General features: G+C 62.2%; 14 protein-coding genes. 6 read left to right on the top strand and 8 right to left on the bottom strand.

The genetic code is table 11. The annotated features are described in order from the left end of the window. Positions 1–38: 38 nt before the first annotated feature. A complete protein-coding gene (gene gpmA / locus IRI77_RS06525; RefSeq protein WP_194451265.1) occupies positions 39–788 on the bottom strand; it encodes a 2,3-diphosphoglycerate-dependent phosphoglycerate mutase in 750 nt (249 codons plus the stop codon). A 9-nt stretch (positions 789–797) separates the two neighbouring features. Next, positions 798–2,084 carry a phosphopyruvate hydratase gene (gene eno / locus IRI77_RS06520; RefSeq protein WP_194451264.1) on the bottom strand — a complete coding sequence of 429 codons (1,287 nt, stop codon included), beginning with the start codon at positions 2,082–2,084 and terminating at the stop codon, positions 798–800. 1,670 nt (positions 2,085–3,754) lie between these two features. On the opposite strand from eno, the gene ltrA reads away from it, so the two are divergent. The 3 genes from ltrA to IRI77_RS06505 all read left to right on the top strand — a co-directional run bounded on the left by ltrA (position 3,755) and on the right by IRI77_RS06505 (position 8,157). Then, positions 3,755–5,224, top strand: a complete 1,470-nt coding sequence (gene ltrA / locus IRI77_RS06515; RefSeq protein ID WP_194451263.1) for a group II intron reverse transcriptase/maturase — start codon at positions 3,755–3,757, stop codon at positions 5,222–5,224. Between the two features lie 974 nt (positions 5,225–6,198). Beyond that, entirely contained in the window at positions 6,199–6,597 is a 399-nt protein-coding gene (locus tag IRI77_RS06510; protein ID WP_194451262.1) for a hypothetical protein, read from the top strand. Positions 6,598–7,449: 852 nt separating this feature from the next. Continuing rightward, complete coding sequence (locus IRI77_RS06505; protein WP_194451261.1) at positions 7,450–8,157, top strand: hypothetical protein; 708 nt, start codon at positions 7,450–7,452, stop codon at positions 8,155–8,157. Between the two features lie 321 nt (positions 8,158–8,478). Here the strand turns inward: IRI77_RS06505 and IRI77_RS06500 are convergent, their stop codons facing one another. The 6 genes from IRI77_RS06500 to hisC form a co-directional block, all read right to left on the bottom strand. Then, positions 8,479–8,877 carry a DUF3037 domain-containing protein gene (locus IRI77_RS06500; protein WP_194451260.1) on the bottom strand — a complete coding sequence of 133 codons (399 nt, stop codon included), beginning with the start codon at positions 8,875–8,877 and terminating at the stop codon, positions 8,479–8,481. After that, positions 8,855–9,637, bottom strand: a complete 783-nt coding sequence (locus tag IRI77_RS06495; protein ID WP_194451259.1) for a HipA family kinase — start codon at positions 9,635–9,637, stop codon at positions 8,855–8,857. Before IRI77_RS06495 ends, IRI77_RS06500 begins: the two co-directional genes overlap by 23 nt. Before the next feature lie 51 nt (positions 9,638–9,688). Further along, positions 9,689–10,921: an HDOD domain-containing protein gene (locus tag IRI77_RS06490; protein ID WP_194451258.1), complete on the bottom strand. Its 1,233-nt coding sequence runs from the start codon at positions 10,919–10,921 to the stop codon at positions 9,689–9,691. Further along, positions 10,918–13,326, bottom strand: a complete 2,409-nt coding sequence (locus tag IRI77_RS06485; RefSeq protein ID WP_194451257.1) for a PAS domain S-box protein — start codon at positions 13,324–13,326, stop codon at positions 10,918–10,920. Before IRI77_RS06485 ends, IRI77_RS06490 begins: the two co-directional genes overlap by 4 nt. A 119-nt stretch (positions 13,327–13,445) precedes the next feature. Continuing rightward, the gene (gene hppD, locus IRI77_RS06480) at positions 13,446–14,546 is read right to left on the bottom strand and encodes a 4-hydroxyphenylpyruvate dioxygenase (RefSeq protein ID WP_194451256.1); all 1,101 of its coding nucleotides are present in this window, start codon (positions 14,544–14,546) and stop codon (positions 13,446–13,448) included. Beyond that, positions 14,519–15,640 (bottom strand): histidinol-phosphate transaminase, encoded by a 1,122-nt coding sequence (gene hisC / locus IRI77_RS06475; protein ID WP_194451255.1) that lies wholly within the window; start codon positions 15,638–15,640, stop codon positions 14,519–14,521. Before hisC ends, hppD begins: the two co-directional genes overlap by 28 nt. Before the next feature lie 150 nt (positions 15,641–15,790). Between hisC and IRI77_RS06470 the strand changes: the two genes are divergently transcribed. From IRI77_RS06470 to IRI77_RS06460, 3 genes are all read left to right on the top strand, one after another. Beyond that, on the top strand, positions 15,791–17,377 hold the full coding sequence (locus tag IRI77_RS06470; protein ID WP_228486623.1) for a Gfo/Idh/MocA family protein: 1,587 nt from the start codon (positions 15,791–15,793) through the stop codon (positions 17,375–17,377). After that, on the top strand, positions 17,374–18,306 hold the full coding sequence (locus tag IRI77_RS06465; protein ID WP_194451254.1) for a sugar phosphate isomerase/epimerase family protein: 933 nt from the start codon (positions 17,374–17,376) through the stop codon (positions 18,304–18,306). The genes IRI77_RS06470 and IRI77_RS06465 overlap by 4 nt, the downstream gene beginning before the upstream one ends. A gap of 243 nt (positions 18,307–18,549) precedes the next feature. Beyond that, a complete protein-coding gene (locus IRI77_RS06460) occupies positions 18,550–20,223 on the top strand; it encodes a tetratricopeptide repeat protein (RefSeq protein ID WP_194451253.1) in 1,674 nt (557 codons plus the stop codon). The last annotated feature ends 12 nt before the right edge of the window (positions 20,224–20,235 follow it).

Raw genomic sequence — 20,235 nt, 5'->3', positions numbered from 1 at the left:
CCGGACCCGCTTTTTTCGCACTCGAATGGAACCGCCGGTCAGGCCTTCTTCTGGCCCTGCTTGGCGACTGCGTCCATGGCTGCCTTTACCTTCTCGGGATCGCCGAGATAGTAAGACTTGATGGGCTTCAGGTCGGCATCCAGCTCATAGACCAGCGGCATGGCCGTCGGAATGTTGAGCTCGAGGATGTCGGCTTCACTGACGTTGTCCAGGTACTTCACCAGGGCCCGCAGGCTGTTGCCGTGGGCGCCGATGACTACTCGCTTGCCGCTCTTGACGGCCGGCGCGATGGATTCGTGCCACAGCGGCAGGAACCGGGCGACGGTGTCCTTGAGGCATTCGGTGAGAGGCAGGTCGGCCGCAGCGACATCCGCATAGCGGCGGTCGCGGCCCGGGAACCGTTCGTCGTCGGCCGTCAGGGCCGGCGGAGGAACGTCGTAGCTGCGGCGCCAGATTTTGACCTGGGCCTCGCCATACTTGTCCGCCGTCTCCGACTTGTTGAGGCCCTGCAGGCCGCCGTAGTGGCGCTCATTCAGCCGCCACGAGCGTTCCACCGGGATCCACAACTGGTCCATCTGGTCCAGCACGGTGTTCAGCGTCTTGATCGCACGCTTCAGCACCGACGTGTACGCCAGATCGAACTGGAAGCCTTCCTTGGCCAGTACCTGACCCGCTTCCACGGCCTCCAGAACGCCCTTCTCGCTGAGATCGACGTCCGTCCAGCCCGTGAAGCGGTTCTCCTTATTCCACGTGCTTTCGCCGTGGCGGATGAGGACGAGTTTATACATGCTGGATCCTTACTGGTTGAACGCCTTGCGACCGGCGTAGCGGGCGGTGGCGCCCAGCTCCTGCTCAATCCGGAGCAGTTGGTTGTACTTCGCCATACGGTCGGTACGGCTGGCGGAACCGGTCTTGATCTGGCCGCAGCCGGTGGCGACGGCGAGGTCGGCGATGAAGGAGTCTTCGGTTTCGCCCGAGCGGTGCGAGGTCATGCAGGTGTAGTGCGCCTTGAACGCCATCTCCATCGCATCCAGGGTCTCGCTGAGCGTGCCGATCTGGTTCACCTTGATCAGGATCGAATTGGCGGTGCCGGTGGCAATGCCCTTGGCCAGGATCTCGGGGTTGGTGACGAACAGATCGTCGCCCACCAGCTGGATCTTCGAACCGAGCTGATCGGTGATCTTCTTCCAGCCGTCCCAATCGAATTCGGCCATGCCGTCTTCGATCGAGAGGATCGGGTACTGGGCAACCCAGTTGGCCCAGAAGGCGATCATTTCGTCGCTGGACAGTTCGCGCTTGTCGCTCTTCTTGAAGACATACTTCGCCTTCTCGCGATCGTAGAATTCGCTGGACGCGGGGTCGAGGGAGATCGAGATCTGCTCGCCGGGCTTATAGCCGGCCTTCTCGATGGCTTCCAGGATCACTTCCACCGCTTCGTCGTTCGACTTCAGGTTCGGCGCAAAGCCGCCTTCGTCACCGACCGCCGTGGAGTAGCCGCGCTTCTTCAGCACGCCCTTCAGCGTGTGGAACACTTCGGCGCCCATGCGGATGGCGTTCGAGAAGGTGTCGGCGCCGTGGGGGCTGATCATGAACTCCTGGAAGTCGACGCTGTTGTCAGCGTGCGCGCCGCCATTGATGATGTTCATGTTCGGCACGGGGAGCGTGCGGGCGTTTACGCCGCCCAGGTAACGGTAAAGGGGCAGGCCGTAGGCGTCGGCGGCGGCGCGGGCGGCGGCCATCGACACAGCCAGAATGGCGTTAGCGCCCAGACGGCTCTTGTTCGGGGTGCCATCCACCTCGATCATCTTGGCATCGAGGTCCTGCTGGCGGCCGGCATCCATGCCGAGCACTGCGGGCAGGATCTCTTCGCCGATGTTGTGGACGGCATTCAGCGTACCCTTGCCCAGGTACCGCGACTTGTCGCCATCGCGCAGTTCGCAGGCTTCGTTTTCGCCCGTGGACGCGCCCGACGGGACGGCCGCGCGGCCCATGCTGCCGCTGGAAAGGTAAACGTCTGCTTCAACGGTCGGATTGCCGCGGGAATCCAGAATCTCACGTGCGACGATATCTACGATTTCGGTCATAAGGATGTCTTCTCTCAAGGGATTGGAATCAGAGGGCTGACTCCCTTATTTTCGCACATCTTGGGCGGCAGACTGCCTTCCTTATGACTCTCCCGCGGCTGTCACCGGGTCGTAACAGGCACAACGGTCCCCAGCCCGCTTCTCCGTTCAGGGACGATAGATGCGAACCGCAACTGGAAAGGAGTCCCTCATGGCCCTGCGCGCCGCTAAACGAGACGAAGCGGCGACCCAAACGCCAGTCCCGGAGATAGCGACGGGCTAGCCAGGGCGTCTTCAACGGAGCGTGCCACGGGAGCCCCACTCCCGGCCCGTCATCGCCGGTCCCCCTGCGTGGGGACCACCGCCTCAATCGCAACAACGAACCCCGACCGTCAGGGAGGGGTCTCCACCGGTCCACTCTCTCAGCCCACCCCAACCGTCCCAACTCACCAAAACCCGCAACTCAAACGAAAACCCGCCCCAGCATTCCCTCCGGCATTGCCGGAGGCCCGCCGCAATCCCAACGAAAGCCTCCACCAACCCAACGCCGGCTGGCTCCAACCACCTGCTAGCGCTGCTCCAGCATTACCCTCGGCGAAGCCGGGGGCCCGCCGCAATCCCAACGAAAACCTCCACCAACCCAACGCCGGCTGGCTCCAACCACCTGCTAGCGCTGCTCCAGCATTACCCTCGGCGAAGCCGGGGGCCCGCCGCAATCCCAACGAAAACCTCCACCAACCCAACGCCGGCTGGCTCCAACCACCTGCTAGCGCTGCTCCAGCATTACCCTCGGCGAAGCCGGAGGCGGATCATGGAGTTCTCGGTTCATCCCTATTCTTGGAGTGTCCACAACAACAAAGGCGTTCCGTAAACGGAACAACTTCTCCTAACGTAATGAGCGGAAATGGCGAGTGAATGCCAACTGGCCCACCCTGAAATGAAAATTGTTCTGAAAATAGAACACGACGACCCGCCCAATGTACTTGAACGCGAGCATCAGTCTGCAGGTGACCGTCACGGGAAGCAATGACCTGGACTCTACTGGATCGCAAACGAAGGGGGCCCGTTGGGATCGCCGGGCTAGGAAATCCAGTTGCCCATGTGTGCCGCCAGCGATGACGGCAAGTGGGCGATTGTGATCTTTTGCGTGACCCGGCCAAGCGAAGCCAGTCTGAAGTTCTCCCGCCCCGCGATTTTCTTGGACACTGATTTGAAGGAAGGAGAGTCAGCATGTCCAGCAACAAGCAAGCGGTCCCGGGGGGCTCGGAGGGAGCCCGAAGGGCGACCGAGTGTGTTGGACATGAACGATCGATTGGGGGTGCAAGTCCCCTACAGGGCCTGTTGGAGGCAACTGTGAGCCAAGGGCAACTGCGCGGCACCGCGAGGGCGCGTGGGGAAGAAGTCGGAGGCGAACTGCAGCACCAAACGAAAGTGAAGCCCCGTGAGGCCGGCCTGGTGGAGGCAAGCGTGCTCGGAAACGCGACGCCCTATATTCAACCGGTGTCAGGACGGTGTGGGGGATGGGAGCGGCAGGACATTGATTGTTCTTACTCCAAGAGATCTCTTTGGGACCGCGAAAGCGGTAGGGCGGAAGGTATTGAGAACGACCGTCCGATGCCCAGGGAGAAGTCGGATCTCCTCGTAGTAGCGATGAAGCTGGTGAAAGCCAGTAGAGCCAAGGGGGAGATGGATTGAAAAGCGCAGAACAACGGCAGTTGGCCTTCGTGTTCGCCGATAGCCCGCAAGGGGACAAGGCTCGCGGCCCGCAGGACGAGTCCTATGGGAAGCGATTCTTGGTGCACACAGCGAAGGGTAGCGGCCGGATGGAACCTGCCACTTGCACGGCCGCCGAAGGGCGGCTGATGGAGGCGGTGGCGTCGGCGAGCAATCTGGCGCAGGCGTTGCTGAATGTGTTGCGAAACAAGGGTGCGCCCGGCGTAGACGGGCGGAGTGTGGAGCAGGTGGTCGATGAGGCCCCGGCTCTGCTGCCTGAGTTGCAGAAGTCTCTTCTCGACGGAACGTATCGACCGGGTGATATCCGACGGGTATGGATCCCGAAACCGGGCGGAGGCGAGCGCGGCTTGGGTATTCCGAATGTGGTGGACCGGTGGGTTCAACAGGCCGTACTCCAGGTTCTGGAGCCGATCTTCGAGCCACGGTTTCATCACAGCAGTCACGGATTCCGCGCGAAGCGGGGTGCTCACACCGCCATTGCAGAGGCGAAGCAGTATTTGGGGGAAGGGTACCGGGTCGTGGTCGATTTGGATTTATCGAAATTTTTCGATCGAGTCCATCATCAACGCTTGCTCAACCGTTTGGGGCAGCAGGTGGGCGACGTCCGGATTCTCAACCTGGTGCGGCGGATGCTGAAAGCGAAGGTGGTGTTGCCGGACGGCACAAAGGTTTCCACGGAGGAGGGCACTCCGCAAGGGGGTCCTCTATCTCCACTACTGTCCAACATCGTCCTGGACGAATGGGACTGGGAGTTGGAGCGCCGTGGGCTCCGGTTTGTGCGCTACGCCGATGACTGCAATATCTTCGTGCGGAGCCAACGAGCCGGAGAAAGGGTCATGGCTTCGACGCGTCGGTATCTGGAGAACCGGTTGCGGCTTCAGATCAACGAGGCGAAGAGTTCTGTGACTCAACCGGAGAAGGTTCATTTCCTGGGTTTTCGGTTTGGGACGGACGGGGGCCCGAATGTCGAGGTGCTGATATCGGCCAAGACGAAGGCGAAGCTCAACGCTAGGATCTTGGAGTTGACTCCAAGGCGCTGGGGTAGCTCGCTGCGGGCCTGCATGGAAGGACTGAACAAATATTTCCAGGGCTGGATCGCCTATTTCCGGATTTGTACCCGAGCAGGAGCGGACGAGTTTCGACGGTATGACGCGCACGCACGCCGCAGGTTGCGGGCTATCGTGATCTGCCAGAAGAAGCGGCCTCGCTTTCTGTACCGGCACTTGGTGAAACGAGGCGCCAGCTCCGGGCAAGCTGCCGGAGTTGCCTATTACCGGCAAGGTGTCTGGTCTCGTAGCAACCGGCGGGGGATGACCAAGGCATACCCCAACGATTGGTTTCACGGTCAGATCGGGTCGCTGTACGACCGCTGGCGCGTGGCCAATCCTCTACCGCAAGTTCCCAGCCAGCTCAGTCTGGCATGGTGACACATTGATCCAAAGAGCCGGATGCGAGACCCGCAAGTCCGGTTCTGTGAGAGGCGCGGCGGGGCAACCTGCCGTGCCTACTCGACGCGCAGTGTAGCGGCCCCCAAGGCCGGCGCCGAACGCCACGCCAACCCCGAGGTGAGACCGCGCGCCAAACGCCGCAGCTTCCCGGCTGCCTACAAACGGAAGATTCTGGCCGAGGCCGACGCTGCCACCGACAGTGGAAGCATCGGCGCGCTCCTGCGCAGGGAAGGCCTCTACTCGTCTCACCTCACCAATTGGCGTCGGGAACGAAACGCAGGCATTACCCAAGGTCTCACCCCTCGAACTCGCGGGCCCAAACCGCGGATCGACTCCTCCACCAAGGAGGTGCAGCGGCTCCTGCGCGAAAACGAACGGTTGACCGAGCGGTTGCGCAGGAGCCGTCGACGGAGCCGTCGACAGCCTGACCCGTCCCACCGCGAATCAGCAAAACCCTGCCTCCGGTTGGGGCAAATCACTCGGGAACTCGCTGAACGACGCCAGATCTCCTCCGCATTTCCACTGCTCCGCCAGTCGCCGAGCCCACGACGGCACCCCCAATCCGCTCAGAAGGCCGAACTCTGCGCCATATCCCACAAAAAGTACCTGAGAGTCTGCAATCAGCACAAGGAAAACCCCTTTGGGACGGGTGCAACTGTCCCCAACTTTCTCACCATCGCCCCAGCAGTCCTCAGCATCGCCCGCCACGCCGGCCATCTCCAAATACGTCGCAGGGCAACGCCCGGCCAAGGCCAATCCCGGCCTTCCAAAGGCAACCCTCGCCCAGGCGAATCTACCTCCACTTACCCCACTTCTCCCCCAATTCCAGCATTAAGCGAGCTTCATTGCCCGCCGCTCGGGATTTATCTTCGCTTTCCATCCAATCGCTTACAGCCGCAGCCCCCAGAATCGCTTTCTCTTATGGAGTACAACTTCCGCCAAGGAGCAACCACATGGAAATCTTCAAACCGGCGGCCGACGGCTTCACGCCCTCGCGCCACTTTCTGCCAACCACCAGCGCCGAGAACGCTCTCCTCATGGGCGACGACTCGACCAGCGTCATCACCTGCATCGAGGACCAGGGCCTCTTCAAAGCCCTCCGCGACGACGTCCACCAGCACGTCGCCCCCACCACCCGCCTCGAACAGCACATGGCCGACTCCATTGCCGAGGAACTTTGGCGCAACTCCCGGTACTCGCTCATCGAGACGACGGCCCTCTGCGTGGCCATCGAGCGCGATTGGGATTCGGTGACGAAGGAGTGCCCCAACGCCGATCCCGCTTACCTACGTCGCCATTCGAGACCGGAGCGCCCGCGATGCCGCTTGTATCCGCATGAGCCAGGACTTTGAAACCCGCTCCTGGCGCCGCAGCCGCGCCGATCTCGCCACCCTCCGCACCTCCAGGACGAAACCCCGCTGACGCCTGAAACTGAAATCCAACGCCATGACGAAACGAACCCGTTGCCACCGCCGCACGCCACGCGCCACCAGCCGGCCGAGACGACAGGACAGCCTCTACCTCCTGCCTGCCGGCATCGAAGCCAGCCTCTACCAACAGTCGTTGGAGCAGACGGAGGACATCGCCGACCCGCGCTTCCGCACCCTGTTCGTCCAACGCCTGATGCTCCGAGGCCACGAGCGCCGCCTGTTCCAACTCGAAGCCAAACTCTGGGCCGAAGCCCTCCGCGTCAGCAACGGAGCCCGTCGCCAAGCCGTGCTCTGGATTCACCAGAACCACGCCGAGGTCCTCCAAATCCTGGGCCGCTACCACGCCTGGATCTGTGCCCGAATCACCGCCGTCCAGAAGGCCCTCCGCCCCTTCCACGCCCAGGAGCGCGCCCGCCAGGCCGCCAGCATTCCGGCCGTCCTCGCCGCAGCGGCCGGCTCCAGCCGCCCCATCACCCTGGCCGCTCCAAACGAAGCCAAAGGCCGCCAACCAGCCTGTGACGCAAACCTGGCAAGCGCGGAGTCGGTCGCACCCCTGCAGTCCCTCAGGCAGCCGTCCGGCACCTCCAAGCCAACGCACTTTTCCCCCAATTCCGGTATTGAGCGATTGGCCGTCACCGCATCCGAAACTCTTTATTTCGTTTCTTTTCAACAAAAGCTTCCAGAAATGGGCCAATTTCCCTTGACACTCCCAGTTACCCTGGAATCGCGCCGGCCCCTACGCCGGCCATTTTCATTTACAAGGAGTTTGACATCATGGCTACCGCCGCTCAGATCACCGCCAATCAGGCCAACGCAAAACAGTCCACCGGACCCGTCTCCATCCAAGGCAAGGCCCGCTCATCCCAGAACGCCCGTCGCCACGGCTTCACCGCCCAGCACCTCAGCATCACGCCCGAAGACCGCGCCTCGTTCACCGCCCTCGAAGCGTCCCTGCGCCTCGATACCCGGCCCGCGAACTGCCTCGAGGAGGAGATCTTCCACCGCATCCTCACTCACACCTGGAACCTCCGCCGCATCGAATCCTTCGAATGCTTGATCCTCGCCGAAACGGACCCATTGGCCGAAACCGACCCGCACGGCGCCCAACTCGACCGCTATGCCCGTTACCGCCGCGACCTCGAACGCGGCCTCTACCGAGCCATCAAGGAACTCAGCAAACTCCAAACCGAGCGAGCCGCCCTCGCCCAGCAACACCCCGATGTCGTCAAAGGCGTCCGTGAGAACGTCCCCTTGGCCGAAGTCACCCGCCTGACCAGCAACACCGATGAACTCTTCTTCTACGAAGGCTATGGCCGCCCAAGGCGCGCCCTCGAACACCTCACCACCGGCATCGACACGAACCACCCCGACAACCAGGACCCGCTCGGCGGCCTCCAGCCGATCCGCATTCCACGAAACGAAGTCGGCCTGGCCTCCGAAGGCGGGTTGCCACCCGACTTCTACAACGTTTCCAAGCGCTGAGAACCACGTCCCGGCGCAGTCGCCGGAGATGAACAAAACGAAGCCGCCGGGGATTCACAAAACGAAGCCGCCATCAGGCTCCGCCGCCGGTCGCAACCCCAGTCGGACTCCATCCGGCCCTGCTCTTTGACAATTTCACCGTCGAGCCCCGTGTAAGGGCGCCGCTGCCAGCAACCATCGCGCCCTCCGTGTGCCTGCCCCCGGTCCCGGGTGTAGCCGCGCCTCGCACCCGGCCACCATCCCCTCTCCCAGTCCCGGAGCGTAAGCGACGGGCTCCCCCGAGGTCTCCCTTAGCCTGCCCCCTCCGCGCCCAGTCCCTGCTCACGCGATCGTTGTGGCGGCCAGCAGTCGGTGGCAAAGCGACTCCAATCCCTCTTTGGGCGAAGTGCACAACCCGCTGTGGATGGGCGAGACCTGGATCACCGTGCTGCGCGGCGCCGCCAGCCAGTAAAACCGTTCGCTTTGTGTGAGTTGGGCGATGGGACCCGCCTCGGGATCGCCAGCGGCAATGCGTTGAAAGGCTTCCAGGCGCGTCCGGAACTCCTCCACATCGGCCTCCGGCCACAGTGCTTGCAGTCGAGCTGCATCCATATGAATGAAAACACCAAGAAAGCGCAGTTGCCGGCAGTACACGATCACGCCCGCGTTGATGAACTCTTCGCGCTCCACGCGAGGCACCAGGCGCAGGACCGCATAATCATACGAGCTCTGATCGGGCACGCAGGGCCTCCTCTGTAAAGCTCGCGGACGCGGTCAGCCGTTCCGTCAGGAACCGCAGGTAGCCGGCACGGCGGGTGGCGGCATCGCCGTCTCCAGCATTGGGCACCAGCCAGGCATCGGGCACCTGATCGAGGATCGCCGCAAAGACGCTTTCGTTCAGTTTCAGCTTCGCTTCCGTCTCCGCCTGCCGGATCGCGGACGCCCAGCGCAATAGCAGGTGCTTTTTCACGGCGGGAAAGGCCGATTGCGCCATCTGGTCGAGACTCTGCCAGTTGTGGTGAAAATACAAGGCCGCCCCGTGATCAATGAAATAGAGCGCCTTGTGCCAGAGGAGAAGGTTCGGGTTACTGGCCGTCCGGTCGATGTTGGTGACAAAAGAGTCGAACCAGACCGCCATGGAGGCCTGGTCCGCCGGGGCCTTGTCCCGGGCGGCGGGATCGAACATGGTCGAGCCGGGCAGGTAATCCAGGGCGAGGTTCAAACCCACGCTGGCTTGGAGTAACTGCCGGATCTCGTAATCCGGATCGTTGCGCCCCAGCCCGGCGTCTACCTCGATAAACACGAGCTCCGGCACATTCAAACCCAATGCCCGGCCGATCTCGCCGGCGATGAGTTCGGCGACCAACGCGAGCGGGCCCTGGCCGGCGCCGCGGAACTTCACCACGTACAAGCCGAGGTCGTCCGCCTCTACGATGGCCGGCAGCGATCCGCCTTCACGCAGCGGCGTGACATAGCGGGTCGCCTGGACTGTTCTCAACATGAACTCAAAGTGTATCGGCTGGCGGGCAGCCAGCGCATCCTGGCCTGGCGTCTAGCTGAGCGCCTTCGACATGCCGCGAGCGCCGAGGTCCATCTGCTGGCGTGCCTTGTCGCGCCAGATGGGCAGGCTCTTGGTCAGTCCCTGTTGCTCAATGAAGGCATAGTCCAGCAGGGACCGGTGCGGCTTGGAAGAAGGACGCCGGATCCGCATCTCCTCGTGCAGCAGCGCATCGGCCACGTGAATGGCCGCCAGGACGCTCAGGCCGGGAATCTCCACGTTGGCCGGCGTGTGGTGGTTCGCTACCGCCTCCACCACGGAGTAGGGAAGTCCCCACAACCCCAGCAGATAGCCGCCGATCTCGGCGTGCGTGACGCCCAGCACCTGCTTCTCAGCCTCGAGGGAAGTAAGCTCCGGTTTCAAGGCCAGCATCTGCAGTTTCTTATTCTCCTCGGGCATCTCCGTAGCAACCACCAGCTTGCCGATGTCATGCAGAAGGCCGGAGATGAACGCATCTTCCTTGTCCCGCTTATCTGTCAGGAGATTCGAGGCCAGGGCGCCCACCAGGCCGGCGTGCGTCTGGAGCGCCTCCAGCGTAATGGCCGGAATTGTTTTGCTCTTGGGCCGGTGGAACACCTCCACCGTGAGCACTATCTGGCGGATCGTGTTGTAGCCCAGGTAAGTGACCGCGTCCTGCACCTCGGTGATCTTGTGGGTGAAGCCGAAGAAGGCGGAGTTGACGAGCTGCAGTGTCTTGGCGCACATCGCCATATCCTGCTTCAGGATGGAGGCCACGGTGATGGGGCTGGCGAATTCGTTATTCAGCGCAACCATCAGTTGCGAGTAGATCACCGGCGGTGAGGGCAGGTTCTCGATCCGGCCTACTGTCTTCTCCAGCACCTCATTGTGGAGCAGGGACTGCAGGTTGCAGGCCCGTTCCACCACATTCTCGATGACACCGGGTTCGCAGGGCTTGCTGAGGAACTGATGCGCCACGTGAATCGCGCGCAGCGCGGCTTCCAGTTCGGCATGGCCCGACAGGACAATGCGGACGACCCGGGGATACTCTTCCTGGGCTCGCTTCAGCAGCGTCACGCCGTCCATTTCCGGCATGCGCATGTCGGTTACCAGGACATCGACATCGCCAATCGCGAGGCGCTCCAGTGCCTCCCTGCCGCTCTGGACGAACACCATCTCCCACTTCCCGCGCTGACGATGAAGACGCGTCCTGAGACCTTCCAGGACGTTCAATTCATCATCGACGAACAGGACTGTTTTCTTGCTCATCTGACCGCCTCACTTTGCTCCGGATGCTTGCCGTCGATGGGCAGCAGCACTGTAAACGTAGTGCCTAGCCCGTGCTTGGACCGGAACGTCAGCGTCCCGCCGTGTTTGTCCACCACCACTGACCTGGCGATCGCCAGCCCCTGCCCGGTACCCTTGCCCACTGGTTTGGTCGTGAAGAAGGGGTCGAAAATCCGGTTTTGGATCTCGTCGGGGATGCCGCCCCCTGTGTCCTCGATGTCGATTCGGACGTTGTCGCCCTGGCGCGAGGTGGTGATGCCGATGGCGCCGCGAAGGCCCGTGTTCGCCAGATGCCCCGCAATGGCGTGCGCGGCGTTCACGATGAGGTTCAGGAACACCTGGTTCAATTCCGAGACGTGACAGATCACATTGGGAATGTCACCGAAATGAGTCTCGATGTCGGCCACATACTTATACTCGTTGTGGGCAATGGTGAGCGTGCTCTGGATGGCGTGATTCAGGTCGGCCGGCCCCTTTTCGCGCTGGTCCGGATGGGCAAATTCCTTCATCGCCCGTACGATTCGAGCCACCCGGTCCACACCATCCAGGCAGCGGCTGAAAGAGGATGGGATCTCATTCAGCAACCATTCGAGATCCATCTCTTCTTCCAGTCGCTTGGTCTCCGCGGTCAGCGCAGCGTACTCGTCCGAACCGGCGGGTGTGATCAGCAGCTTCCGGTAATTCGGAAGAAGTTGGACAAAGCTGTCGAATGCCTCTTTGAGGAACTGAACGCTGTCGCCCACATATTGGATGGGTGTGTTGATCTCGTGGGCGACTCCGGCGGCCAATTGGCCCACCGCCTCCAGCTTGCGCGAGTGGCCTAGCTCCGTCTCCAGCCGTTTGCGGTCGCGGAGGTCCATGAAGGTTTCGAGCCGCACAATCTCGTTGTCGAACTCGACCGTATGGGCACTCTTGAGCACCGGCAGCAGCGCGCCGTCGGAGCGCGACATCGTCGTTTCGGCACTCATGACCGAATCCTGCCCATCGCAAAAAGGGCAATTCGTGTCAGAGAACTGACAGAGAACCTGGTTGCACGGCTGGCCCACGATGATGTCCAACTCCGGCGCGCCGATCATGCTTAGAGCCGCCTGGTTCGCCCATCGGACGCGTTTGTCGAGGCTGACGATCGCAATGCCGACCGGCACGTTCTCGAGGATCTTGGTCAGGCGGTTCTCGCTCTCTCTCAGCCGGGTTTCGGCCAGCCGCTGATTCTGATCGAACACCACTCTGGCCGTGATGTCCTCCACCATGACCAAGCCGTAGAGGGGGGCTCCCTGTTCGTCCCGAATCAGGGAGACTGAGGTATTCGCCCAAATGACGGCCCCGCTCTTTGTCACATACCGCTTTTGCAGTTGGTAGTGCGGCATTTCGCCGCGCAGCAGCCCGTCCGCCTGTTTTAGGGTGACGTCGATGTCCTCCGGAGCGGTCAACTCAATCACCGAGAGATCCTGCATTTCGGCTTCGGTGTAGCCAAGCATTCTGACGAGGGCGGCGTTGGCGCGATGAACTCGAAAATCGGGCGTAATCAGCGCAATACCCAGCGGACCCTCTTCGAACAGGCGCCGGAATCGCTCTTCGCTCTCGCGCAGCGTCTTTTCCACCTGCTTGCGCTGGCTGATGTCCCTGACAATGCCAAGAGCCCACCATTTGCCGTCCACCGGTGTGGCCGTGAGTGAGAGTTCAATGGGGAACTCCTCGCCGGATTGGCGGAGTGCCGTCAATTCCAGCGTGACGCCGACGGCGGCGCCGAGTCCGGTCTTGCGGAACAGGGAGAACGCGGCGCGGTGGGCTTCGAGAAATCTGCTGGGCGCCAGCAGCGAATGCATGTTGCGGCCCATCACTTCTGAAGCCGGATAGCCAAACATCGCCGCGGCCGCCTCATTCCAATGCACCACGCGGCCCTCATCATCCAGCAGGATGATGGCGTCCTTGGCGGCCTTGCTGATCAGGCTGAGCCGGTCCTGCGTCCTGCTCTGCTTCCGAATTGCTTCATGCAGCCTGACCTGGGTCCGAACCCGGAACCGGACTTCATCTATGTCGAAGGGCTTTTTGATGTAATCCGAAGCGCCCGCGTCCGACCCGGCTTCAACATCCTCCTCCGACACCATGCCAGTCAGGAAAATCACCGGAACATGCGTGACGCGCGGGTCCGACTTGAAGTGGCGGCACAACTCAATCCCAGTCACACCGCCCGGCATGAGAATATCCAGCAGGATCACACAGGGCAGGTCGCGGGAAGTGATCTGGAGCGCTTCGGCCGCATCCTGCGCGGTTCTGACATCGTAACCATCCCTCGACAGTCGATCCGACAGAAGCTGCCGGATCTGCTGGTCGTCGTCAACGACCAGAACGATATGGCGGGCAGAGCACGGTTCCCGATCGTTCATGGTTCGGCTCCAAAGAGTGACTGACCACGCAGTTACTCCTCAATTTCAGACATGGACGCCTTAACCATAACGCAATCGCACGGTATCTTGTCACACCCTAAGGTGGGGTTCTAGTGCTCCTAGAGGTTTCCCCTTAATTCCTGCTCTCGTTCGATCGCTTCGAACAACGCCTTGAAGTTGCCTTTGCCGAAGCTGCGGCTGCCTTTGCGCTGGATGATCTCGTAGAACAGCGTCGGGCGGTCCACTACGGGTTTGGTGAAGATCTGCAGCAGATAGCCCTCTTCATCGCGGTCGACCAGGATGCCCAGGCGGGCAAGTTCGTCCAGCGGTTCGTCGATCGAGCCCACCCTGCTCTTCAACTGCTCGTAATACGAGGCAGGCACATGCAAGAATTCCACACCCTGCGCCTTCAGGCGGCTCACCGTGTCCACGATGTTGCCCGTGGTCATGGCGATGTGCTGGACTCCGGCGCCCTCATAGGCTTCGAGGTACTCTTCGATCTGGGACTTGCGCTTGCCCGGCGCCGGCTCGTTGATGGGGAATTTGATGCGGCCATTGCCGTTGGCCATCACCTTGGACATGAGCGCCGTGTATTCCGTGCTGATGTCCCGGTCGTCGAAGCTCTGGAACAGCGAGAATCCCAACGTGCTCTGGTAATGCGAGACCCACCGCGTCATTTCCCCCAGCGGAACATTGCCGACGATGTGGTCGAGCTGACGCAGGCCGACGGGCCGCGCAGCTTCATCTTCCTGGGGCACGGCAACAAAACCGGGACGGAAGACACCCTTATAACCGTGACGGCTGATGAACGAGTGAATCGTGTCGCCATAGGTGCGGATGCCCGCCATCCGGACCACACCGTTCTCGTCCTCAAGGACCGAAGGCTCGTAGGCTGATTCGGAGCCGCGTTCGACCGCGCCGCGCCACGCTCCGGCCGCGTCTTCCACGAGAAAAGCCACGTCGCGCACCCCGTCGCCGTGACGCCGGATGTGGTCGTACATCGGATTGTCGCTGCTCAGCGGCGTGGAGAGGACAAAGCGGATCCGGTCCTGTTCCAGGACGTAACTTACGGCTTCGCGAGTGCCTGTTTCCGGGCCGCGGTAAGCCGTGATGCGAAACCCGAAGGCGGCGCGGTAGTAGTATGCCGCCTGTTTGGCATTGGCCACCAGGAAGTGAATATGGTCGATCCCGCTTAGCGGGAAGAGGTCGGACTCGGACATGATTTCTCCTCCATAACGGCCCGGCGCATGTGTTCGACGCACCGTTCATTCGCATCCATGGCGCCCGTCGAGATCCGCAGGCAGGCGGGCAGGCCGAAAGCCTTGAGCGGACGGACAATGGTGCCTTGGCTCAGCAGGCTGGTGGCGATGCGGTCAGCTTGCTCCGGCGTGGACATGGGCAGCATTACAAAATTAGCCTGGCTCTGGACGACATCAAGCTGCATCTCTTGAAACGCTTGCGTCATCATTCGCAGCCCGCGGGCATTCAGTTCCAGTGAACGGTGCAGAAATTCACGGTCGTCCAGGGCGGCGATGCCGGCGGCCTGCGCGACGGTGCTGGGTTCGAAAGGCAGTTTCACCTTCAGCAGATTGGCAATCAGGTTTTCGTGGGCGAAACCATACCCGATGCGGATCCCGGCCAGGCCATAGATTTTCGAGAAAGTCCGCAGTGTGATGACGTTGTCGTACCGGTAGTGCATCGAATCCGGGTACTTCGGGTGGTCTTTGGCGTATTCGAAGTAGGCCTCATCCAGAATAATGAGCACCCGCTCCGGGACGTGCCGGTAGAATTCGTCAAACTCGTGGCGGGTGAAGATGGTACCGGTCGGGTTGTTGGGGTTCGCCAGGTAGACGATCTTCGTCTTTTCAGTGATGGCGGCGGCGAGCGCCGGCAAGTCGTACCGCCAGTCCTGATAAGGCACTGTCCGGTAAGCGATTCCACGCGACTGGGCCAGGACACGGAAGCCGATAAACGCGTTCTCGGTCGTCAGCACCTCATCATCGTCCAGCAGGAAGGTGCGAATAATATTCGCCATGATGCCTTCGCTTCCGCTGCCCGCAATGACGTTTTCGATCTTTACTTCATACAGTTCGGCCAGGCGGCGGCGCAGCTCCACCCCTCCGCTGGGGTAGAAGTTGAGCCCGGCCAGGCTCCGCTGCATCGCCTCGATGGCCAGTGGCGACGGTCCCAGCGGGTTCTCGTTGGAGGCGAGTTTATCGACGTGCTCCAGGTTGTAACGACGCCGGGCCTCCTCCGGGCTCATGCCCGCCACGTAGGGGCGGAGGGCTTCGATATACGGCGGGACGAGAGGCATTCGGTCGTCCCCTATTATAGACACCGCACCGGGCTCGTCGAGGAATGCGAATCCGGCGGGTTTCCCCTGCACACCCGCTGGCAACGGCCGGGCATGCGCAGGTGCGTCCATCGCACCAATTACGATAGGCTCTTCTAGAGGTTCTTTCCAGTGTCTTCATCCCACTTTTCCCGCCGTCATTTCTTCCACGGCGCGCTGCTGGCCGGCGCCATTCCCATCGGCGGTTTCGGCAGCGTCGCTTCCCTCAAGGCGATGGGATACAAGTCTCCCAACGAAAAGCTGAATCTGGCTGCGATCGGTGCGGGCGGCCAACCTGCCGCCGACTTGAAACTGGCTCATTCCGGCGTCGAGAACGTGGTGGCCCTGGCCGATGTCGACTGGGCGCGCGGCAAGGAGTCTTTTGAGCGGTTTCCCGATGCCAAACGCTATAAGGATTTCCGGGAAATGCTGGACAAGTCCGGCAAGGATATTGATGCTGTCGTCATCGGCACACCCGACCACATGCACGCCTACTGCGCGATTCACTGCATGTCCGCGGGTAAGCACGTCTATGTCGAGAAGCCGCTCACCCGGCTCTCGGGCGAAGCGCGGATGATGGCGGCCGCCGCGGAGCGGTACAAGGTCGCCACGCAGATGGGCAACCAGGGGTACTCGCACGACGCGACGCGCGTGGCCTGCGAGATCTTCTGGTCCGGCGAGATCGGCGAAGTGAAGGAGGTTCACGCCTGGACCGGCAAACCGAGCTGGCCGCAGGGCATGACGAAGGTGCCCGCCGCGACGCCCGTCCCCGATACCTTGAGTTGGGACCTGTGGCTGGGTACCGCGCCTTCGCGGCCTTTCACCGCCGGTGATGCCGACTACACCGCGTTTGTGGCCGACCGCAATGCCAAGGCGGGCAGGCCGAACTCCACCGACGGGTTCGGGTTCTACCTGCCGTTCAACTGGCGCGGCTTCTACGACTTCGGCAGCAGCCTGATCGGCGACTGGGGTGTTCACATCCTTGGTCCGGCGAACTGGGCGCTGCAACTCAGCCCGAAATACCTGGTGAGCGTGGAGTGCATCAAGAAGAGCGACCTGCCGCCCTTCACCTTCCCGGATGAGCTCACCATCAAATACGAGTTCGCGGAGCGTCCAGGCATGCCGCCGGTGACCGTTTACTGGTACCACCACGCGGACGGCGACGCGTACCTGCCTCCGGGCATGACACTGGACGAGGCGCGTAAAGTTCCGGGCGAAGGCCCCCAGGTTGGGCCGGTGCAGGGGCAGGGCGGCTTCCGCATGGGCACCGGCGGAGTCGCGCCGGCGCAGGCGCCTCGTCCCGCGGCACGGCCCGCGGGTCCTGCCAATCGCAGCGGGTACAACCTGATCTTCGCCGGCTCCAAGGGCTACATGGGCACCAGCGGTCGCGGCGAGGGCGTCGGACTGCTGCCGGGTGCGCGCTGGAGCGAGTACAAACTGCCCAACTCCTACCTCGCGCGCTCGCCGGGTGCGAGCACGGGCAGTAACCACGCCGCCCACCTGCACGACTGGGTGCGGGCCTGCAAAGGCGGAGCTCCGGCCTGTTCGAACTTCTCGATCGCGGCGCCCTACACCGAGTGGCTCGTACTGGGCTCGGCCGCGGTTCATTGCGACGGCAAGCTGCTGTGGGACAACGCCAAAGGCGAGTTCAGCAACAATAAGGCAGCCAATCAATGGGTGAAGCCCGCCTACAGAAAGGGCTGGGAGGTGAAAGTATGATGACACGCAGGGAACTGGGTAAGGCGGCTTTGGCCGCAATTCCGGCCTCCACGCTGCTGGGCGCGGTGAATTCGAAGTTCGGGGGCGTGCAGATCGGCGCGATCACCTACAGCTTCCGGGCCCTGCCGAGCACGGCGCAGGACGTCCTCAAATATTGCGTGGAACTGGGACTGAGCTCCATCGAGCTCATGTCCGATCCCGCCGAATCCTTTGCCGGCGCGCCCGCGCCGCCGCAGTTGCCCGCCGGCGCCGGCCGCCAGATGACGCCGGAGCGCCGCGAGGCACTGAAGCAGTTCGAGGAAGAGCGCAAGAAGTGGCGGCTGTCGGCCTCCATGGACAAGTACAAGGAGTTCCGGAAGCTCTACAACGCGGCCGGCGTCAAGATCGATATCTTCAAGCTGCCCCTGGCTGAGACGATGTCGGATGACGAGTACGAATACATCTGCACAGTGGCGAAAACGCTGGGGGCGAACTGCATCACGATGGAGCTGCCCACCAAGCCGGAGCACTCCAAACGCGTAGGCGAATTCGCCACCAGGCACAAGATCTACATCGGCTATCACAACCACACGCACGTGGATGCGCATAGCTGGGACGCGGCGCTGTCGCAGTCCAAGTACAACTCGATCAACCTGGATGTGGGGCACTTCACCGAGGCGATCAGCGCATCCCCGATCCCGTTCATCAAGGAACACCACGACCGGATTACCAGCTTCCATTTCAAGGACAAGAAGTTTGGCACAAAGGGCGGCGGCAACACGCCCTGGGGACAGGGCGACACTCCTTTGAAGGAAGTCCTGCAGTTGATGAAGAAAGAGAAGTACAAGTGGCCGGCCAATATCGAGCTCGAGTATAACGTTCCGGCGAACTCCAGCGTGATGGCCGAAATGAAGACCTGCGTGAAGTTCTGTCAGGACGCCCTGGCTTAGCTCGATACCGTGGCGGGGCCCCACGCGGGCTCCGCCAGGCGAACATCGGGTATGTAACGAACCGGTCCCGGCGTTGCCGATGAGGGTGCGGTGGTTAGATAATAGACCATGGCGCCAGAGGGTAGAGAGGGCACTGATCCAAGTGGACAGTTCCAAGGGTTCCTGATCTCCGCCAATCCCCAGGCAGTGCGCATCCAGGCGGAGAAAATAGCATCCAGTAAGACCTTTCGCACTTCCGAGCGAATGAGCCGGTTGTTGCGCTTCGTGGTTCAACGCTCACTCGCCGGCCAGGGCTCGGAACTGAAAGAGTATCTGCTGGGCGTGGAGGTTTTCGACCGGACCAGCGCGTTCGATCCCAGAACCGATCCGATTGTGCGCGTGGAAGCACGCCGGCTGCGCGCAAAGCTCAAGTCTTACTACGAGGGCGAAGGCCTGGACGACGACCTGGTCATCGAGATCCCCACTGGCTGTTACGCGGCAGCATTCCGCATGCGCGGCGAAACCCGACCCGAGCCGGCGGCGGAAGAGAATCCGGCCACCAGCATCGCCGTACTCCCGTTCTCGAACCTCAGTCCGGAGCCCGATGGCGAGTACTTCAGCGACGGCCTGACCGAAGAGCTGATCCATGCACTGACAAAGGTGCGCGGCCTGCGCGTGGTCGCCTGGACCACCGCCGCTCAATTGAAGGAAGGCCGCGACGACTACGCCGCGGTGGGCCGCCGCCTGATGGTCGGCTCGGTGCTTCAGGGCAGTGTACGCCGGTCTGGAGAGCGGATCCGCATTACGGTGCGCCTGGTGCTGACAGAGTCTGGGCAATACCTCTGGGCCGAAACCTACGACCGCTGGATGGCGGACTTGTTCGATATCCAGGAAGACATTGCGCGCGAGATCGCGGACAGCCTGCGCGTCCAGTTGCTGGGCTGCCCGGCGCCGCCGGATAGTGCCCGCCGGCGCTGGAACGTAGATGCCTACGACCGCTACCTGCAGGGCCGTTACCAGTGGAACAAGCGGACCCGGGAGGGTTTCCAGTCCGCCATCCAGTTGTTCTCGCAGGCCGTCACGATCGACGCCGGATTCGCGCCGGCTTATGCGGGTCTTGCCGACAGCTACAGCGTCATGGCGGAGCTGGGTTTTGCTTCCACCAAGGACACTATGCCCATGGCCAAGACTGCGGCTTTGCGGGCGCTGGAGCTCGATCCGGAACTCGCCGAGGCGCACACCTCGCTGGGCCTGATTGAGTCTCTCTACGAATGGCGCTGGAAGGAGGCGGGCGTACGCTACCGGCGTGCATTGGAACTCCATCCCGGCTATGCCACCGCCCAGCACTGGTATGCCTGCGACTACCTGGCGATGCTGGGCCGGTTCGACGAAGCGATTGACCGGGTGAAGCTGGCGGTACAACTGGATCCCCTGTCCATCGCGATTCAGGATTCCATGGCCTTGACTTACCTTTTGGCGCGCCGCTACGAGGAAGCACTGGAGGAGTACCAGCGAGGGCTCGAGATCCACGGCCGCCACTACAAGTTCGTTACGGGCATGGGCCGGGTCTTCACGCACACGGGCCGCTACGATGAGGCGCTGGCCCTATTTGAGGAGGGCCGCTCCATGTCGGGCAGTCTGCCAAGCCTGTTGGGTGCGATGGCGCAGACCTATGGTTTGGCGGGCCAACCGGACCGGGCACGGGCGCTACTGTCTGAGCTGGAGGAGACGGCAAAACACCGCTATGTCCCTTCCACGGCGCGGGCGCTGGCCCATTTGGGACTGGGCGAGATAGAGCTCGCGCTGGACTGGCTGGAGGGGGCTTGCGATCGGCGGGAACTGCCAGTGTGTTCGCTGGGAGTGCACCCAGGCTACGACGCTCTGCACGGCGAACCGCGCTACCAGGCGATGGTCCGCAGGTTGGGCCTGCGCGGCTGAGGCCCAACCCGC

It is taken from the genome of Paludibaculum fermentans (assembly GCF_015277775.1).
Classification (GTDB): domain Bacteria; phylum Acidobacteriota; class Terriglobia; order Bryobacterales; family Bryobacteraceae; genus Paludibaculum; species Paludibaculum fermentans.
The sequence above is the reverse complement of the archived record's forward strand: the minus strand, read 5'-3'. Positions and strand labels throughout refer to the sequence as shown.